Below are 16313 nucleotides of genomic sequence, written 5' to 3'. Positions count from 1 at the left end.
TATTTCAAAGACGTCTTTCCGCCCGGATTTCTGGATGCTTGCTCAAACACTTACGATTGTCGCCCCTGTTTTCCTGTTGATCGGTATCGGCTACGCCCTCGCCAGATACCAGGTGCTGACGCCATCCGTGAGTGACGCTCTGGGTCAATTCGTCTTTGTCGTTGCCATTCCGGTGCTCATTTTTCGCACACTGACGACCGCGGATCTTTCAGCCGGTGTACCTTTGGCACTGTGGGCGAGTTATTTTCTGGGCGCAGGCGTCGCCTGGGTTCTCGGCAATCTTGTCATCCGAAAGGGGTTCGGCCGGGAAGCGCGCGCCGGTGCAATCGGTGGAATTTCATCAACATTCTCCAATCTTGTGCTGGTCGGACTGCCCCTGATCACGGCGGTTTACGGCCAAGAGGGGCAGGTCCCCCTCTTGCTGATAATATCCGTTCACCTCGCAACCATGACCATCGTCATGGCGGTTGCGATGGAGAGGGCGGCGGCCATCGACAAGGGAGAGGCGACCCCGCCTCTGGCGCAACTGGTCGGTGGAGCTGCCAAGAGCCTTTTGAAGAACCCGCTGATCGTCACGATCGTTTTTGCTTTTGTCTGGAGGCAGACGGGTCTGCAACTACCCGCAATTGGCCAGGACGTGCTCAACCGCATTGCCGCCACGGCATTGCCGCTGGCCCTTCTCTCTCTCGGCATGAGCCTGGTGCAATACGGCATGCGCGGAAATGTGTTTCCGGGTTTCCTGTTGAGCGTGATCAAGATCGCGATCATGCCTTCAGTGGTGTTCCTGACGTCCTATTTCGTGTTCCAGCTGCCACCCTTGTGGACCGCCGTTGCAACCCTCGCAGCCAGTTGCCCAACCGGTGTGAATGCCTACCTTTTTGCCAACCGCTACGGCACCGGTCACGCAATGTCTGCCAACGCCATCACCATGACCACCTTGAGCGCGATTGTGACCACCAGTCTCTGGATCTGGTTCCTCGACCTTTGGTTCGGTCTTGGCTTGTCTTAAAGTCGGCGTTGGACGGCTTTTCGTCAAAGTCCAATCAGCTTGCGCAGCTGAACATGTGTCATCCCGTTCTGGCGCAGAGAACGAAGGCTCGTATCCTGATTGGACTTTGACAATTTGCGTCCGTCTTCACCAAGTATGAGCCGATGGTGCCGATAGCGCGGCTCCGGCAGACCGAGCAACTCCTGCAGAACACGGTGCACGCTGGTGGCATGGTAAAGATCCAGCCCACGAAGAACGTCGGTTATCCCTTGCCTGGCGTCGTCGACCACCACCGACAGATGATAGCTTGTCGGGGTGTCTTTGCGAGCGAGCACAACATCGCCCCAGGCCACGGCCTCGACAGGAATTTTCCGGACCGGTTCGAAGAGTGCCTTGCCTTCAGCTCCGGCCTCGTCCCATGTGAGTTCCCGATCCAGCTTCCGCAGCGCCTTCTTCATATCGAGACGAAGTGCAAACGGCGCATCACTGTCGGCACGCGTTTGACGTTCATCTTCCGTCAGGACAGCGTCGTCTCCGGGATAGACCGGCGCGCCGTCCGGATCCCTTGGCCAGCTCCGTCCATTTTCCTCGAAACGGAAAACAAACCGCTTGATCTCCGCCCGCGTCAGGTAGGCCGGGTAGACAACACCCATGTCCTGGAGCTTCTCAAGCGCAGACCTGTAGTGCGAAAAATTCTCCGACTGGCGCAGAACCGGTTCGTCCAATGGGACCCCGAGCCAGGCCAGATCTTCGAACATCTCCTCTTCCAGCTGAGAAGTGCATCGGGTCTGGTCGATGTCTTCCACCCGAACCAGAAACCGTCCCTTAAGTGCGATGGCAGCGCGGGCATTCAGCAGTGCCGACAGGGCATGACCGATATGCAGATGCCCATTGGGCGACGGGGCGAACCGGAAGACGGGCGTGGTCATGAAGACAGGCAGAACCGGGTTAGGGAGATGACAGAAGGATGATCCTGTCTTACCTATCATTCCCATTCACGCGCAAGAGCGCAAATTCTGGCCACGATACGAATTCTGCAAAAATGAAACCGATTGAAACAATGGCCGACATCCACGCGGGACTGGCGGCTCTCAAAAGTGAAGATCCACGTCTGGTCTCCATTGCGGAGACAGCGGGTGAGCTACCGTTGCGCCGTCGGGCTGCCAATTTTGAAGGGCTGGCACAGATCATCACCGGCCAGCAAGTCTCGGTCGCCAGCGCAGCCGCGATCTTTGCGCGTTTTCAGGCGTTGGTTCTACCACTGACCGCAGAGCGGCTGACGGCTTTTTCCGATGAGGATCTCGCCGGCGCCGGCCTCTCGAAACCCAAAATCAGGACCTTGCGCGCTGTCAGTCTCGCCTGCGAAGAAGGCTTGGACCTTGAACACCTGGCGACTGCTCCTGCAGAAGAAGCCCATGCCAGTCTGTGCGCCATAAAGGGTATTGGACGGTGGACGGCCGATATATTCCTGCTGTTCTGTGCGGGACATCCGGACATCTTTCCAAGCGGCGACCTTGCACTTCAGATCGCCGTTCGCGATGCGCTCGGCCTGCCGGACAAACCTGCCCCCAGAGAGCTGGATGAGATTGCCTCCAGCTGGGCACCGAACCGAGCGGTCGCCGCACGGCTGTTCTGGGCCTGGTACCGTGTCCAGAAACAAGGCCGTGAGACCATGCCGGTGTAAACAGTTCTCAGTCGCCCGACATTTCCGAGACTGTGCGCAACAACAACTCGATGTCCTGTGGTCGTGACAGGCGATGATCGCCATCAGGCACAAGCGAATAGGTCACATCGTCCTGCGGCAGGGCTTCGACCAACCTCTGCGCATGACTTGCCGGGACGTCCGGATCGAGCGCTCCCTGAAGGATTGCGACCGGAGCACCGATTTGGATCGGACTGCCGAACAAAAGATGGTTTCGTCCATCCTCGATCAGCTTTCTGGTGATCACATAAGGGTTTTCGTCGTAAGCGGACGGTTGAGCCCATCTGCCTTGTTCCATGATCGACGTACGGATCTCGTCCGTGAAGCGCTGTTTCCACATCAGCTCTTCTGTAAAATCCACTGCAGGTGCGATCAGGACGAGGCCCTTGATTCTGCCGATCTGTTTTCTGCTGAGCGCCAGCAACAGCGCAATCCATCCTCCCATGGAGGAACCGACAAGTATCGTGTCCTGGGCACAGAACCGGTCGAACACCGCTTCGGCTTCTTCCAACCAGTCGGTAACGCAAGTCTCTTCGAAAACACCGCTGGATCGACCGTGACCGGAATAGTCGAACCGGATGACTTCCTGCCCGTTTTGCGCACCAAAATCAGCAAGTGCCTCGGCTTTTGTCCCAGTCATGTCTGACTTGAACCCTGACAGCCAGAGCAATGAAGGCTTCTTTCCCGGTGTTCTGATCAGCGCAATCCGGCGTTGATCGTCATTTTTTCCCACCGAGATGAATTGCGGATCGCTCACACCCATATTATGGCTCTCGTTCTGTTGACCATCATTCTGGCTCCGGCCCGGGCCTGAACAGCCGTTTGACATAACCGTTTCGTATTGAAAAGACCTTCCGGAGATCTGACTTGGTTCAATTGCCTGCTGCAACCACCATCCTGCAAGTGATCCCGGACCTCAATTCCGGTGGCGCGGAGCGCACGACGCTGGACGTTGCGCGTGCAACCGTTGAAGCAGGCGGCACGGCCCTTGTAGTCAGTCAGGGGGGACAGCTCGTGCCGGAGCTGGAGTCTTGCGGCGCCGAACACATTGTCATGCCGGTAAAGTCAAAGAACCCGCTGACACTATACAAGAACGCTGGCAGATTGAGCGCCCTGATTGCAGAGCGCAAGGTAAGCGTCATTCACGCCAGAAGCCGCGCTCCGGCCTGGTCATCGCTGTGGGCAGCCCGCCGCGCCAAAACACCTTTCGTGACGACCTATCACGGCACCTACAATCAGTCGAACGCACTGAAAGCCTACTACAATTCCGTCATGGCGCGTGGCGACGCAGTCATCGCCAATTCCCATTTCATTGCAAATCTCATCTCGGACCGACACCCATTTGCCAAGGACAGGATCACCGTGATCCAACGCGGTTCCGATCTGAAAGCTCTGGCATCGGAAAATGTAAGTGCCTTGCGGCGGCAAGCCCTCAAGGACAGCTGGGGCATTCCGGCCGGGCACCCAATCATCGTGAATATGGCCCGCCTGACCGCATGGAAGGGCCAGAAGGTACTTATCGAAGCAATGGCGAAACTGAAGGACGCCGGCTTCCGTGCCCCTATCGCCATCCTGGCAGGTGACGCACAGGGGCGCGACAGCTATGTCTCCGAACTGAAGAAGCTGATTGCCGATAACTCCTTGCAGGAACAGGTACGCCTGGTCGGGCACTGTGCTGACGTTCCCGCGGCCCTTGCGTTGGCCGACCTGTCAGTCGTTGCTTCGATAGAACCTGAAGCCTTTGGCCGCGCCGCCGTCGAGGCACAAGCCGCCAGCGTTCCGGTCATCGTTTCCAATCATGGTGCGGTGCCTGAAACGGTTCTCGCACCGCCGCAGGTCGGAGAAGGCGAGCGCACCGGCTGGCGTGTACCACCCGCAGATGTCAATGCGCTCGCGGAGGCGATCGGCAACGCCTTGAACCAGCAAGACGAGGCCCGGGAGGAAATGACGGACCGGGCATTGACCCATGTCCGTCAGAACTTTTCCGTCGAGATCATGTGTGCCCGGACCCTGGACGTCTACAAACGTGTCCTCAACGCCCGGGCCGGCACTTAAGCGGCCCGGATCTGGTTCAGGAACCTGCCGACTTCCTCACGCAACGTGTTTGACTGCTGTGTCAGCTCATCGATGCTGCTGCGCACTTGATGTGTTGCATCGCTAGCTTCCACCGAAGCATCCTTGACCACCTGGATACTGTCCGACACGTCCCGCGTACCCGTTGCGGCCTGAGCAACGTTCTCCGCGACCGATTGCGTGGTAGCCCCCTGCTCTTCCATCGCCGAGGCAATCGCCGTGGACGAGTGCTCAAGATCCCGGATGACATCACCGATCTTGCCAATCGAACCAACCGCAGTCTTGGTTTCAGCCTGAATTTCGGTCACCAGCGTGGAAATGCTCTCGGTTGCCTTTGCCGTTTCATTCGCCAACGCCTTCACTTCGCTCGCGACCACCGCGAAGCCTTTGCCTGCCTCTCCGGCACGCGCAGATTCGATTGTCGCATTGAGCGCCAGCAAGTTGGTCTGCTCGGCTATGTCTGAAATCATCGAGACAACTTCGCCGATCTTGTCGGCCATGCCGGCAAGCATATCCATCTGACTGGCGGTTTGAGAAACGTCCTGCGCAGCATTGCGAGACGCTTCGGAGGCGCGGATAACCTGCTCGTTGATTTCACTGATGGAAGCGGTCATCTCTTCAGCCGCGGAAGCGACAATACTGACATTTTCCGTCGTCTGAGCAGAGGCGTTCGCGGCGTTTTCAGCGCGTTCACTGGTGTTTTCCGAAACCCTGGACATGGTTGCCGCGCTCTGGTCGAGAGAAAATGCGGCATCGGAAACACGTTGCACGATCGCGCCGACAGACGCGTCGAACTGGTTCGCAAGATTTTCCATAAGAGCCCGCTTTTCCTGCTCGGCGCGCTCTGCCTGTTCCTGCTGTTCTCCTTCCAGCTCATGCGTACGCACCGCGTTGGTACGAAACACTTCAACAGCACGTGCCATGCTGCCGATTTCATTGCCCCTATCCGTGAAGGAAACGTCCACCTGGATATTTCCGCCTGCAAGATCACGCATGGTTTCGGTGAGGTTCTTGATCGGACGGGTGATGCTGCGGCCGATCAGCCAACCAAGACCAATCGCCAGAACCAGCGCGATACCCGAAACCGTCAGATAGGTTTTGCGTGACGACGCTTCCGCGACATTCAACGCAGTGCTGGCCGCCTGTTTCCCGGCAAATGCAGCTTCCGACATGACAGTCCAGAGTGGATTGACCTTGGCATAGAGCTCTTCGAGATGCTCCAGATCAACCTCAATTTCCTTTGCTTTTTCGGCGTATTGCTTGAAAGCGGTCTGGTACGTGTCGAGAAGTTGATTGATCTCGGCCTGTTCGTTTGCTGCAAGGCCACTTTGTGTCAACAGACCGGCGAATTCCTCGCGGCGCTTGTCGATGCGGCCGACATACTTGTCCTTGCCACGCAGCATGAAATCCTTTTCGTGCCTGCGCATCATCAGCATCTTGACGGTGAGAGCATCCAGGTTTGCTGCCTTCAGCCTTTCCTCTACGTTATGAACAGCAGATCGCAGCGCACCTTGAAGACCGCTGTTTTCATCAAGCCCCATTTCCTGAAGATCGGCGCTCAGGACTTCAAATTCGGCCTTGTGCTTGTCGAGAACGTTTCGCAGGCTATCGACCTCGCCCTTGATTGCAGCCGACTGCGGTTTGGCCTCGACTTCCTTCAAGTTCGAAACTGCCTTCTCGTATTCGGACCGGTAATAATCGACAAACGCGAGATCCTTTGTCAGCAAGAGATCTTTCTTGCTGCTCCGCATATTTTGCGCGTGAGCCTGCACCTGGGAGACCCGGTAATCCATCTGGGAATAGTCAGCCAGATTGTCGATTTCGGAAGAGACGACATGCTGATTATAGAGCGCTGTGCCCAGCAGCACTCCGATTGCAACGATCGCGATAGCAGACAGGCCGCCCACTCGGGCAGCGATGGGGAGGTTGGCAAGAAACTTCATTATGTTCTCGTTTCAATTTTTTAGACGGCTCACCTGATGAGCTGCACAGCAAAGTCAAAAAAGGGCCCAAGCAATTAACAATTCTTTACACAAATAAAGGTTGAGTTACTGCCGCTTACCACCGATCGATTATGCTTATTGAAATCAAGTTCTTAGACGCGATAACAACGTCCGCACCATACGATTACGCGACGTTCATGGTCTTTCATGACATGACACGATTGGCCGGATCGAACGAATAATTCCGTTCGATTCGAACGTCCGGTTTGGACTTGGTAATTACGTAAACTGGACTTGCCGCAGGTCGTGCGCACTCATCCGAAACTGGCTCTCAGCACCTGCCCGGCTCATTGACTCCAGGGGACTTTCACCCTCACGCTGCGAGCGGGTAAGCCTCTTCAACCAGGTATGGTCCACCACCAACACTGGCCTTGGCGGAAAAAAGTACAAATCTTCCTGCAACAAACGGCGGCGCCTGAAAATTGCCGCGTTCGCTGAGCCACTTTGCAACGTCCTCGTTTGTCGATGTCCTGCAACGGGCTACGGTCACGTGCGGGGTGTATTTTCGCCGTTCAGCCGGCAGATGAAGCCGTTGCAATATGCGCTCCTGCTCGGCCTGCAACTCGGTCAGCTGCACCGTCGGCTCGACCCGGGCCCACACCGCATGCGGCTTTCCGTTGCCGAAAGACCCCAGTCCGGTTAGCCGGATGTCCACCGGATCTCTCCGTATCCGGTCGAGAGCCGCAACGACTTCGTCAGCCGTGCGGTCATCGATATCGCCAATGAAGCGTAAGGTGATGTGGTAGTTTTCCGGATCAATCCAGCGGGCGCCCCGAAGGCCTCCCCGGAGCATTGAAAGCATGAGCGCCGTCTCTGACGGAATCTCAAGGCCTGTAAATAGGCGCGGCATGGGTGTTCCCTCCGCTGTCGCTGATAAATCCCATGAGGAATCAACTTCATGAAATTCGCAAGACAAAAATCTAAGACTTTGGCATTGCGTTGATTTTGCATGTGGACAGCGAAAGGCAGCCGGACCGGCCTGGGCCGATCCGGCACGATGTTCAACTTGATTCTCTGCTGCTGACGCGTCGGGCTGTCAGTTATGGTGCAGGATTGCCATACTCCTGATGGAGGGCGTCGATTTTCTCAATCACGTCCGGGCTAAGCGCAAGATCGGCTGCTGCGATATCCGTTTCAAGCTGATCCATTTTGGTGGCACCGATGATGACGGACGTCATGAAACTGCGCGACTTGGCAAAGGCAAGCGCCATCTGGGCCGGATCAAGTCCTGCCTCTTTCGCCAGGTCCAGATACGCATCCACCGCCTGGAAGGTGCGTGGGTGTTCATAGCGCTGCATACGATTGAACAATGTCTTTCGGGCGCCAGCGGGCAAGGCACCATTGCGGTACTTGCCGGTCAGATAGCCTTGTGCCAGCGCAGAGTATCCCAAAAGGCCGACACCCTCGCGGTGCGCTACCTCGGCCAGGTTGGTTTCGAACGTCCGGTTCACAAGGGAATAGGCATTCTGGATCGACACAATTCGCGGAAAATCCATCATCTCTGCAGCTGTAACATACCGCATGGTACCCCAGGCACTCTCATTGGATATTCCCACATGGCGGACCTTGCCTGACTTCACCAATCCCGCCAGAACCTCAAGTGTCGAATAGATGCTGTTTTCGTCTTCGACCGGCTCCGGGTTGGCCCAGCGAGTCGGATTGGAGCCAAACCGGGAAACGTTGCGGTCTGGCCAATGAACCTGATAGAGGTCGATGTAGTCGGTCTGAAGGTTTCGCAGGCTTCTGTCGACGGCAAATTCGATTTGTGCCGCGTTCAATTGGCCGGGCTCACCGCCCTCGCGAAACCAACCCATTTCCGTGCGTCCGACAACTTTTGTCGCCAGAACCACCTTGTCGCGGTTGCCGGTGTTCTTGAGCCAAGTACCGATGATCCGCTCGGTCCGGCCTTGTGTCTCCTTTTTCGCCGGGATCGGATAGAGCTCCGCGGCGTCGAAGAAATTGATGCCCTTCTCGAAGGCATAATCCATCTGTGCGTGCCCTTCGGCTTCCGAGTTTTGCTCGCCGAAAGTCATGGTTCCAAGACACAGGGCACTCACTTGCACATCAGTGCGGCCAAGGCGGCGCTGTTCCATAGGCGTTCCTTCAAATTTAGAAAAATAGCGGGCCAGATCCCTCAAGCTTGATCGCTTGAAGGACACAGTCTCAAGAGGATTGGGCTTTTGCCAGAAGCTCTTCGACTTTCGGCAGGATATTCTCGACGATAATGCCAACTCCGTCGGCGTTGGGGTGCATGCCGTCGGACAGATTGAGGTCCGGGTTGAGTGCGACACCTTCAAGAAAGAAGGGATAGAGCAACGCATCATGCGCCTTGGCGACATCCGCATAGATCGGATCGAAGGCGTCCGCATACTCCTGCCCGAGATTTCGGGGCGCCAGCATGCCCGCCAGCAGCACTTCAACTCCGCGCTCCTTCAGTCGCTGGGTAATTTCTTCGATATTCTTGCGGGTGATGGTGGGTTCAATGCCGCGAAGCGCATCATTGGCGCCCAGTTCCACGATCACCGCATCGGTATCGGCCCCGACGGACCAATCGAGGCGCGCAAGACCTCCTGTTGACGTATCACCGGAGACGCCCGCATTCACCACATCCACCTGATAGCCTTTCTCGCCAAGCGCCTTTTTTAGCTGCTCGGGAAAGCCTTCTTCGGGTCCGAGCTGGTACCCGGCGGACAGACTGTCCCCCAGCACGACAAGCTTCAAATCGTCTGAATGCGCCGCGATCGGAACGAAGCACAGCACCAGGAAGTTCAGGAATGCAAAAAATCTGTTCACGCTAACATCTTTCAGGACTGGAAGACCCGCCACATCAGGCCCATATGGTCGCAGAGCGTCCAATTGTCGAGGGCATGTATCTGTCAGGAAGACGATCACGCGCCCGTTGTAAAGGCCTGATAATGACAAATTCACCCGCAATCACCCTCAAAAATGTGCACCTGACACTCGGCGAAGGCGCCGGACGCGTACATATTCTGAAGGGCATTGACCTGGATATCGAACAGGGAACCTCAGTCGGTCTGGTCGGCCCTTCCGGTTCGGGAAAATCGACATTGCTCATGGTCATGGCCGGACTGGAGCGGGCAGATGAAGGTTCAGTCGAGGTCGCTGGTTCGCAGCTCGGACCATTGTCGGAAGACCAACTGGCACGCTTCAGAGGCCGCAATGTCGGCATTATCTTTCAATCCTTTCACCTTGTTCCCAACATGACTGCCCTGGAAAACGTCGCTGTTCCGCTTGAACTGGCAGGCGATTCCTCCGCCTTCGAAAAAGCGAAGGCGGAACTTGAGGCTGTCGGCCTTGGGCACAGGATGCATCACTATCCGGCCCAAATGTCAGGGGGCGAACAGCAACGCGTCGCCGTCGCCCGCGCTCTGGTGGTTGAACCGCAAATTCTCATTGCGGACGAGCCGACGGGCAATCTGGATGAATCGACTGGCGCCCAGATCGTCGAACTGATGTTTTCAGCCCAGCGCGATCGAAAGACGACACTTGTTCTCGTGACACACGACCCAAGCCTTGCCGAAAAGTGCGATCGCATGATCCGCATGCGGTCAGGCGAAGTTGAAGAAGACCATGCTGACAGCGCGCACCTTCCTGAAGAGGTGTCTGCATGAGCAGTTTCGTTTCCGGGAGCGCGCACTCCGGCAATCAGACCTTCAAGCTTGCAAGCCGGTTCGCATTGAGGGAACTGCGCGGTGGTCTGAAAGGCTTCTATATTTTCATCGCCTGCATTGCGCTCGGTGTTGCCGCAATTGCCGGCGTTACCTCCGTATCACGCGCCCTCACGGAGGGCATTGCCGAAGAAGGGCAGGCAATTCTGGGCGGTGATCTGTCCTTCTCGATCATTCACAGACAAGTCGAGCCTGACCAGGCGGCGTTTCTGGAAACACTGGGTGATGTTTCCCGTGTCGCCACCCTTCGGGCCATGTCCCGAAGAACCGACACCGGTGATCAGGCCCTTGTCGAACTGAAAGCCGTCGACAACGCTTATCCTTTGTACGGAAGTCTGGATCTGGCCTCAGGCCAGCCGCTGGACGAAGCATTGGCGCCGAAAGACGGTGTATGGGGCGCCGTCGTCGATCTTGCCTTGTTGGCCCGTCTTGATGTCGAGATCGGAGATCAGCTGGCTCTCGGACGCACCACCGTGCGCATTGCCGACGTCATCGAAGGAGAGCCGGACAAGCTTGCCGGTGGCATGGATTTCGGACCCCGGCTGATGATCTCCGACGCCGCTATACCCGATACCGGTCTTGTTCAACCCGGAAGCCTCGTGCGCTGGCACTACCGTGTGCGCATGTCCCCGGCGCCGGACATTCAGGATCTGCAAAGCGTTGTCGAACGCGCCAAGGCGGCTGAACCGGACGCTGGCTGGCGGGTTCGCTCCCGCGCCAACGCCTCCCCGGGGCTTCAGCGCAGCATCGACCGGTTCGCGCAATTCCTGACTCTCGTTGGATTGACGGCTCTTGTGGTCGGCGGCGTCGGCGTTGCCAATGCCGTACGGTCCTACCTGGAAACCAAGCGGGAGGTGATTGCCAGCTTCAAATGTCTTGGATCCACCGGCGGTTTCGTTTTCAGGATTTATCTTGTGCAGATGCTGATCATTGCGCTGATCGGCATCCTCATCGGGCTGGTGCTCGGAGCCATAATTCCCTTCGCAGCCGGGGCAGCTCTTTCGAGCGTGCTTCCGGTACAGTTGGCCGCGAGCATTTATCCCGCCGAACTTGGCCTGGGCCTGCTTTACGGCCTGCTTACAGCTCTCGCCTTCGCATTGTGGCCACTTGGGCGCGCACATGACGTGCCGCCAACGGCGCTCTTTCGTGACATCGTCACCGGCGGTTCCAAACTGCCGCGCAAGCGCTATCTGTTCGCGACCGCGATCACGGTACTTGTTCTTGTCACCATCGCGATTTTCCTGTCCCACGACAAGGATCTTGCCGTTGTCTACATAGGAGCAACGGCTGGGGCCTTTGTCTTGCTGGTGGCCGTTGCGCGCCTGATCATGTCCGCAGCCAGGCGGCTGCCGAGCGTCCGCTCGACCGAACTCCGTCTGGCCATTGCCAACATCCATCGCCCTGGAGCCCTGACACCATCGGTTGTCCTGTCCCTCGGACTTGGCTTGTCTCTCCTGGTGGCGCTGGCCCTTATCGATGGCAATCTGCGCCGCGAGCTGAGCGCAACGATCTCCGACAGGGCGCCGAGCTTCTTTTTTGTCGACATTCAAAGCCACGAGCGCGATGCCTTTGAAGCGTTGCTGATGCAGGAAGCTCCGGATGCCGACATGCAGAGCGTTCCAATGCTGCGCGGGCGCATCATCAGCTTGAAAGGCATTCCCTCCGACCAGTTCAAACCGGCCGAGGAAGGTTCTGAATGGGTTTTGCGAGGGGACCGCGGCATCACCTACGAAAAGACATTGCCCGAGAACTCCAAACTGGCGGAGGGAACCTGGTGGCCGGAAGACTATTCCGGAAAGCCGTTGGTTTCCTTCGACCTTGAATCGGCAACGGAACTGGGCCTTGCAATCGGCGATACGATCACCGTCAACGTTCTGGGGCGTGAGATCACTGCAGAAATCGCCAATCTGCGCGATATCGAATGGCAGTCCTTTGGCATCAATTTCGTCATGGTGTTTTCACCGAACACCTTTGCCGGTGCGCCACACGCCAATCTGATGACACTTGGCTGGGCAGAAGAGGTTCCGACCGAAACCGAGCTTGCCTTGCTCAAGACCGTTTCCAATGCCTTCCCGACGGTCACGTCGGTTCGTGTCAAGGATGCGATTTCACAGGTGAACGAACTTGTTGCGCAATTGGCCTGGGCTATCCGCGGCGCCAGTTCCATTACCCTGATCGCCAGTGTTCTGGTGCTTGCAGGGGCGCTCGCAGCAGGACATCGCAGCCGGATCTACGACGCGGTCATTCTCAAGACCATTGGCGCGACCAGGCCGCGACTGATCCTCGCCTATGGTCTGGAATATGCCATCTTGGGTCTGGTCACTGCAGTGTTCGCGCTTGTGGCCGGTGGCATTGCCGCCTGGTACGTGATCACCCAGATCATGGGCGGATCCTTTGTCCTCATGCCGGTGACCGCTGCCGGCGCCGCCCTGGTTGCTCTCATACTGACGGTCGGCTTCGGCCTGATCGGCACCTGGAGGGTCCTTGGGGAAAAACCGGCGCCGGTTCTGAGAAATCTGTAAGACCGCCCCAATCGGCATCTTGATCACGCCTGTCAGGAAACTTTCATGAAAATCAGAAGTTTTCCTGGCAGGCACCAGCCACACGCAACTTGCATGCCGCCCTATTCTTGGCTATCCGAATAATGTCGGGGTCAAAATTGGAATAGGGGCGGAGTTGTATGCTTAAGTTTACCCAAAAGACAGTTTTCAGAAATCTTGCCAAGGTGGCAGCTTTTGCTGCGGTAGCGACCTTGACATTCGCTGCTCCTGCCCAGGCCGAGAGCCCGTTTCACACGGGCGTCTGGCAGTTGAACGAGGCCAACGGCCCGCGGGGCCTGGTGGTCAGCGACTGGTTGGTGTTCGAAGATGGCCTGCCGAAGCGCTGGCTCTATCGCCGTGCGGGCACAAACGATGAAAATCAGTTCGACTTCTTTACCCGGACGCTTGGCGACTCCGGTTACACACCGGTCGGGATTCGCGTTTACCGGACCGGCGAAAACTCCATGAAATACACCATCGCTGCCAAAGGTCAGGAACCGATCGAGGTATCCGCAGTTCGGCTTTCCATTCCGAACTTCGAAAATTCCTGTCTCTCTGTTGAGAAAAAGGGCAAGCGCTTCTTCGGCAATTGGGTGGGGACTTCCGGTTCAACGCTCAAGAAGCTCAATGTCGGCAAGAACAAGATCAGCATTGACGGGAAATCGCGCGATATTTCGATCGAGGAAGTTCGTGTCGGCCGTATGGGTATTACCGAGGGTGGCAAGCCGATTGCCTTCCTGACGGATGCCGGAGGCGATTATGCTGTTCTCCAGTGGTTCAAGCCGGGCGTCACGGTGGAACAGATGCGTAACAAGGAAACGGAAATTCTTGATTTCGCTGCGGAAGAAATCGTACGCAATCCGGGTGGCACCTGTGACCGGCAGATCGCCTCTCGCCTGAAAGCAATGAAATAAATACCCGGTTTTTTAAACATAATGACGTATAATGCGGGCAGAGGCATGAAGATTACGATTTTTTCAGAAATCTCGTCTTGTGCTTAAGTCCGCATTTTCCCATATGTTGAGGGAGTTGTGTTGCATGTGATCGTACATGCAAAAACCAATCTAGAAGGGGATTCACACGACCATGTCGACCTTTGACCGTCAACCTCAAGGCGCTTACACAGTCGCCGGCACACGCGCCGAGGCCGGCATTGATCAAGGCCTGCGCTCCTACATGCTGGGCGTCTACAACTACATGACCATCGGTCTGGCGCTGACCGGTTTCTTTGCCTTGGCTACTTCCATGCTGGCAACGACAACCGACCAGAGCGCTGCAGTAGCAAGCCTTGGCAACGGCCAGATGCTCACGCAGCTCGGCGTAACGCTCTACGGCAGTCCGCTGAAGTGGGTTGTCATGCTTGCACCACTTGGAATGGTCATGTGGCTGTCTTTCCGCATTCAGTCCATGAGCGCGAGCTCCGCACGTACCCTGTTCCTGGTCTATTCGGCCGTGATGGGCATTTCGCTGTCATCGATCTTCCTGGTGTATACCGGTGCATCGATCGCGCGCGTGTTCTTCATCACCGCTGCTTCCTTCGGTGCGCTTAGCATCTTCGGCTACACCACCAAGAAAGACCTGTCCGGCTGGGGTTCGTTCCTGATGATGGGCCTGATCGGCATCATCATTGCGGCGATCGTGAACATCTTCCTGGCTTCTTCCGCTCTGCAGTTCGCCATTTCCGTGATCGGTGTTCTGGTGTTTGCCGGTCTGACGGCCTACGACACCCAGCAGATCAAGGAAATGTACTACGAAGGTGACAGCGGCGAAGTTGCCACCAAGAAGTCCGTTATGGGCGCCCTGCGTCTCTACCTCGACTTCATCAACATGTTCCTGATGCTGCTGCAGCTGTTCGGCAACCGCGAATAAGCTTCAGTCACACAGACAGAAACGAGAAAGCCCGGCCATTGCCGGGCTTTTTTTTGAAGCAGTTCTTTCAAATGCATTTTACTTTCAAACGCCACGTAGCCAACAAATGTACTTTGCGCCTGTGCAACTCTCCAACCTGAACGACTTGATCGCACACCTTCGAGAGCAAATTGAGTCCAGGGACCTGATCATTGCCGGAGTTTGTGGATTGGCAGGTGCCGGAAAAACAACTCTTTGCAAGACGCTCGCCAGCAATTTTCCGGCACACACACTTCATCTCGAATGCGATCGCTTTTCTCAGTTCAGTTTTGTCGAGCGTGAGAAACGCATCGAAGAGCAGCGCCGCCTCGCGCCCGTGAACTCTGAAGAAAATCCGTTGAACTGGTACGCATGGGAAGCGATTGGCAGGTCACTGGCTGCCTTGCGGGATCAAGGTTGTTTCACGTATGAGCGCGCCTGGAACAATTGCACAGGCGAACTGGACGGAAAATATTCTCTTCAACGCACTCAGGATGCGTCAACGCTCGTACTTTGCGACGGCATATACCTTTTGCACGAACCAGTGCGCGACTGGCTCGACATGAGCATTTTGGTTGATACCCCGGAAGCAATCAGGAGAGCACGCGGCAAAGCCCGAACGACGGACGTTGACAGGCGTGACTGCATGGAACGTTTGGAGCGGATCTATGTGATCCCCTACTTTGAAACAAATATCGCCAGCGCGGATATCATCTACCGGGTGGCTGATCCTGCCTGACAGCGTATTGTTACGCCTCTACCAGGCGCAGATGCTTCTTCTTTTCCAGAACCCGCAGAACCTGGGCCAGATCGTGCCCTCGTTTCAGGATCATGCCTCCGGCCGCAACCACCGAATAGGCTCCTTGACGACGAGAGAGTTTCGGATCCTTCTCGATCCGGTAAAGCGGCATCTCCGAGGATCTTCGGAACACAGAGAACACGGCTTTGTCTTTCAGGAGGTCCATTGCATAGTCGCGCCACTCACCATCAGCAACCATGCGGCCATACAGCCTCAGGATGGTATCAAGTTCACGCCTGTTGAATGCAACAACGGGTCTGGAGGGGGGAGCCGGGTGGCTTTGCGGTTGCGGGCTCAGTCCCGCGCCGCGTTGAAACGCGCTGTCATCGGCTTCGCTCATTCCGCCTCCATTTTCGTTTGCGGTTTCGCTTCTGACGGGAAAACCACTCCAGGAATTTTCTCTGTCACCTGTCTGTCATGATGCGTTGCCTTGGGGGCAGATGGCAAGCCCGCAATCAAAGAAAGGAAATTCCGGCAAACCCGCTCCGTATTTTTGCCAAGTAAATTTTCCTCAGATTACCCAAAGAGTTAACGCTGCGGAAAGTTGCCCAGAAAGAATGCGCAAAATTCCATGATTTCGCCTTATTCCAGCCCTTGGCCAGCCATTTTGCCTACCCATATTGAACTCATAC

At 56.5% G+C, this 16313-nt stretch carries 15 protein-coding genes; 8 read left to right on the top strand and 7 right to left on the bottom strand.

Annotated elements, in window-relative coordinates; translation table 11 throughout:
• The first annotated feature begins 34 nt into the window (after positions 1 to 34).
• Positions 35 to 1009, top strand: a complete 975-nt coding sequence (locus ABLO27_RS24880) for an AEC family transporter (RefSeq protein ID WP_353036770.1) — start codon at positions 35 to 37, stop codon at positions 1007 to 1009.
• Positions 1010 to 1032: 23 nt separating this feature from the next.
• On the opposite strand, the gene gluQRS is transcribed toward ABLO27_RS24880, so the two are convergent.
• A complete protein-coding gene (gene gluQRS / locus ABLO27_RS24875; RefSeq protein ID WP_353037031.1) occupies positions 1033 to 1917 on the bottom strand; it encodes a tRNA glutamyl-Q(34) synthetase GluQRS in 885 nt (294 codons plus the stop codon).
• Positions 1918 to 2030: 113 nt separating this feature from the next.
• Here gluQRS and ABLO27_RS24870 point away from each other — a divergent pair, with 113 nt between their 5' ends.
• Positions 2031 to 2672, top strand: coding sequence for a DNA-3-methyladenine glycosylase family protein (locus ABLO27_RS24870; RefSeq protein WP_353036768.1), 642 nt, complete (start codon positions 2031 to 2033; stop codon positions 2670 to 2672).
• 7 nt (positions 2673 to 2679) lie between these two features.
• On the opposite strand, the gene ABLO27_RS24865 is transcribed toward ABLO27_RS24870, so the two are convergent.
• Entirely contained in the window at positions 2680 to 3453 is a 774-nt protein-coding gene (locus tag ABLO27_RS24865; protein ID WP_417714843.1) for an alpha/beta hydrolase, read from the bottom strand.
• Positions 3454 to 3557: 104 nt separating this feature from the next.
• Between ABLO27_RS24865 and ABLO27_RS24860 the strand changes: the two genes are divergently transcribed.
• A complete protein-coding gene (locus ABLO27_RS24860; RefSeq protein ID WP_353036764.1) occupies positions 3558 to 4745 on the top strand; it encodes a glycosyltransferase family 4 protein in 1188 nt (395 codons plus the stop codon).
• Here ABLO27_RS24860 and ABLO27_RS24855 read toward each other — a convergent pair.
• The 4 genes from ABLO27_RS24855 to ABLO27_RS24840 all read right to left on the bottom strand — a co-directional run bounded on the left by ABLO27_RS24855 (position 4742) and on the right by ABLO27_RS24840 (position 9559).
• A complete protein-coding gene (locus ABLO27_RS24855; protein WP_353036762.1) occupies positions 4742 to 6706 on the bottom strand; it encodes a methyl-accepting chemotaxis protein in 1965 nt (654 codons plus the stop codon). The genes ABLO27_RS24860 and ABLO27_RS24855 overlap by 4 nt on opposite strands.
• A gap of 373 nt (positions 6707 to 7079) precedes the next feature.
• Positions 7080 to 7616, bottom strand: coding sequence for an RNA 2',3'-cyclic phosphodiesterase (gene thpR / locus ABLO27_RS24850; protein ID WP_353036760.1), 537 nt, complete (start codon positions 7614 to 7616; stop codon positions 7080 to 7082).
• Between the two features lie 190 nt (positions 7617 to 7806).
• A complete protein-coding gene (locus ABLO27_RS24845; protein WP_353036759.1) occupies positions 7807 to 8859 on the bottom strand; it encodes an NADP(H)-dependent aldo-keto reductase in 1053 nt (350 codons plus the stop codon).
• Between the two features lie 70 nt (positions 8860 to 8929).
• Entirely contained in the window at positions 8930 to 9559 is a 630-nt protein-coding gene (locus tag ABLO27_RS24840) for an arylesterase (RefSeq protein ID WP_353036757.1), read from the bottom strand.
• A gap of 122 nt (positions 9560 to 9681) precedes the next feature.
• Here ABLO27_RS24840 and ABLO27_RS24835 point away from each other — a divergent pair, with 122 nt between their 5' ends.
• The 5 genes from ABLO27_RS24835 (at position 9682) to ABLO27_RS24815 (ending at position 15621) form a co-directional block, all read left to right on the top strand.
• Positions 9682 to 10398: an ABC transporter ATP-binding protein gene (locus ABLO27_RS24835; RefSeq protein ID WP_353036755.1), complete on the top strand. Its 717-nt coding sequence runs from the start codon at positions 9682 to 9684 to the stop codon at positions 10396 to 10398.
• Positions 10395 to 12977, top strand: coding sequence for an ABC transporter permease (locus ABLO27_RS24830; RefSeq protein ID WP_353036754.1), 2583 nt, complete (start codon positions 10395 to 10397; stop codon positions 12975 to 12977). The genes ABLO27_RS24835 and ABLO27_RS24830 overlap by 4 nt, the downstream gene beginning before the upstream one ends.
• A gap of 158 nt (positions 12978 to 13135) precedes the next feature.
• Positions 13136 to 13909 carry a hypothetical protein gene (locus tag ABLO27_RS24825; RefSeq protein ID WP_353036752.1) on the top strand — a complete coding sequence of 258 codons (774 nt, stop codon included), beginning with the start codon at positions 13136 to 13138 and terminating at the stop codon, positions 13907 to 13909.
• Positions 13910 to 14081: 172 nt separating this feature from the next.
• A complete protein-coding gene (locus ABLO27_RS24820) occupies positions 14082 to 14864 on the top strand; it encodes a Bax inhibitor-1/YccA family protein (RefSeq protein ID WP_352947517.1) in 783 nt (260 codons plus the stop codon).
• 106 nt (positions 14865 to 14970) lie between these two features.
• Positions 14971 to 15621, top strand: coding sequence for a hypothetical protein (locus ABLO27_RS24815; RefSeq protein WP_353036751.1), 651 nt, complete (start codon positions 14971 to 14973; stop codon positions 15619 to 15621).
• A 10-nt stretch (positions 15622 to 15631) separates the two neighbouring features.
• On the opposite strand, the gene ABLO27_RS24810 is transcribed toward ABLO27_RS24815, so the two are convergent.
• Positions 15632 to 16021, bottom strand: a complete 390-nt coding sequence (locus ABLO27_RS24810) for a DUF2794 domain-containing protein (RefSeq protein ID WP_353036749.1) — start codon at positions 16019 to 16021, stop codon at positions 15632 to 15634.
• Between the last annotated feature and the right edge of the window lie 292 nt (positions 16022 to 16313).

The sequence above is a fragment of the Roseibium sp. SCP15 genome (genome assembly GCF_040329435.1).
In the GTDB taxonomy this organism is placed as follows: Bacteria; Pseudomonadota; Alphaproteobacteria; order Rhizobiales; family Stappiaceae; genus Roseibium.
This window is presented reverse-complemented; position numbering and strand designations above follow the sequence as displayed.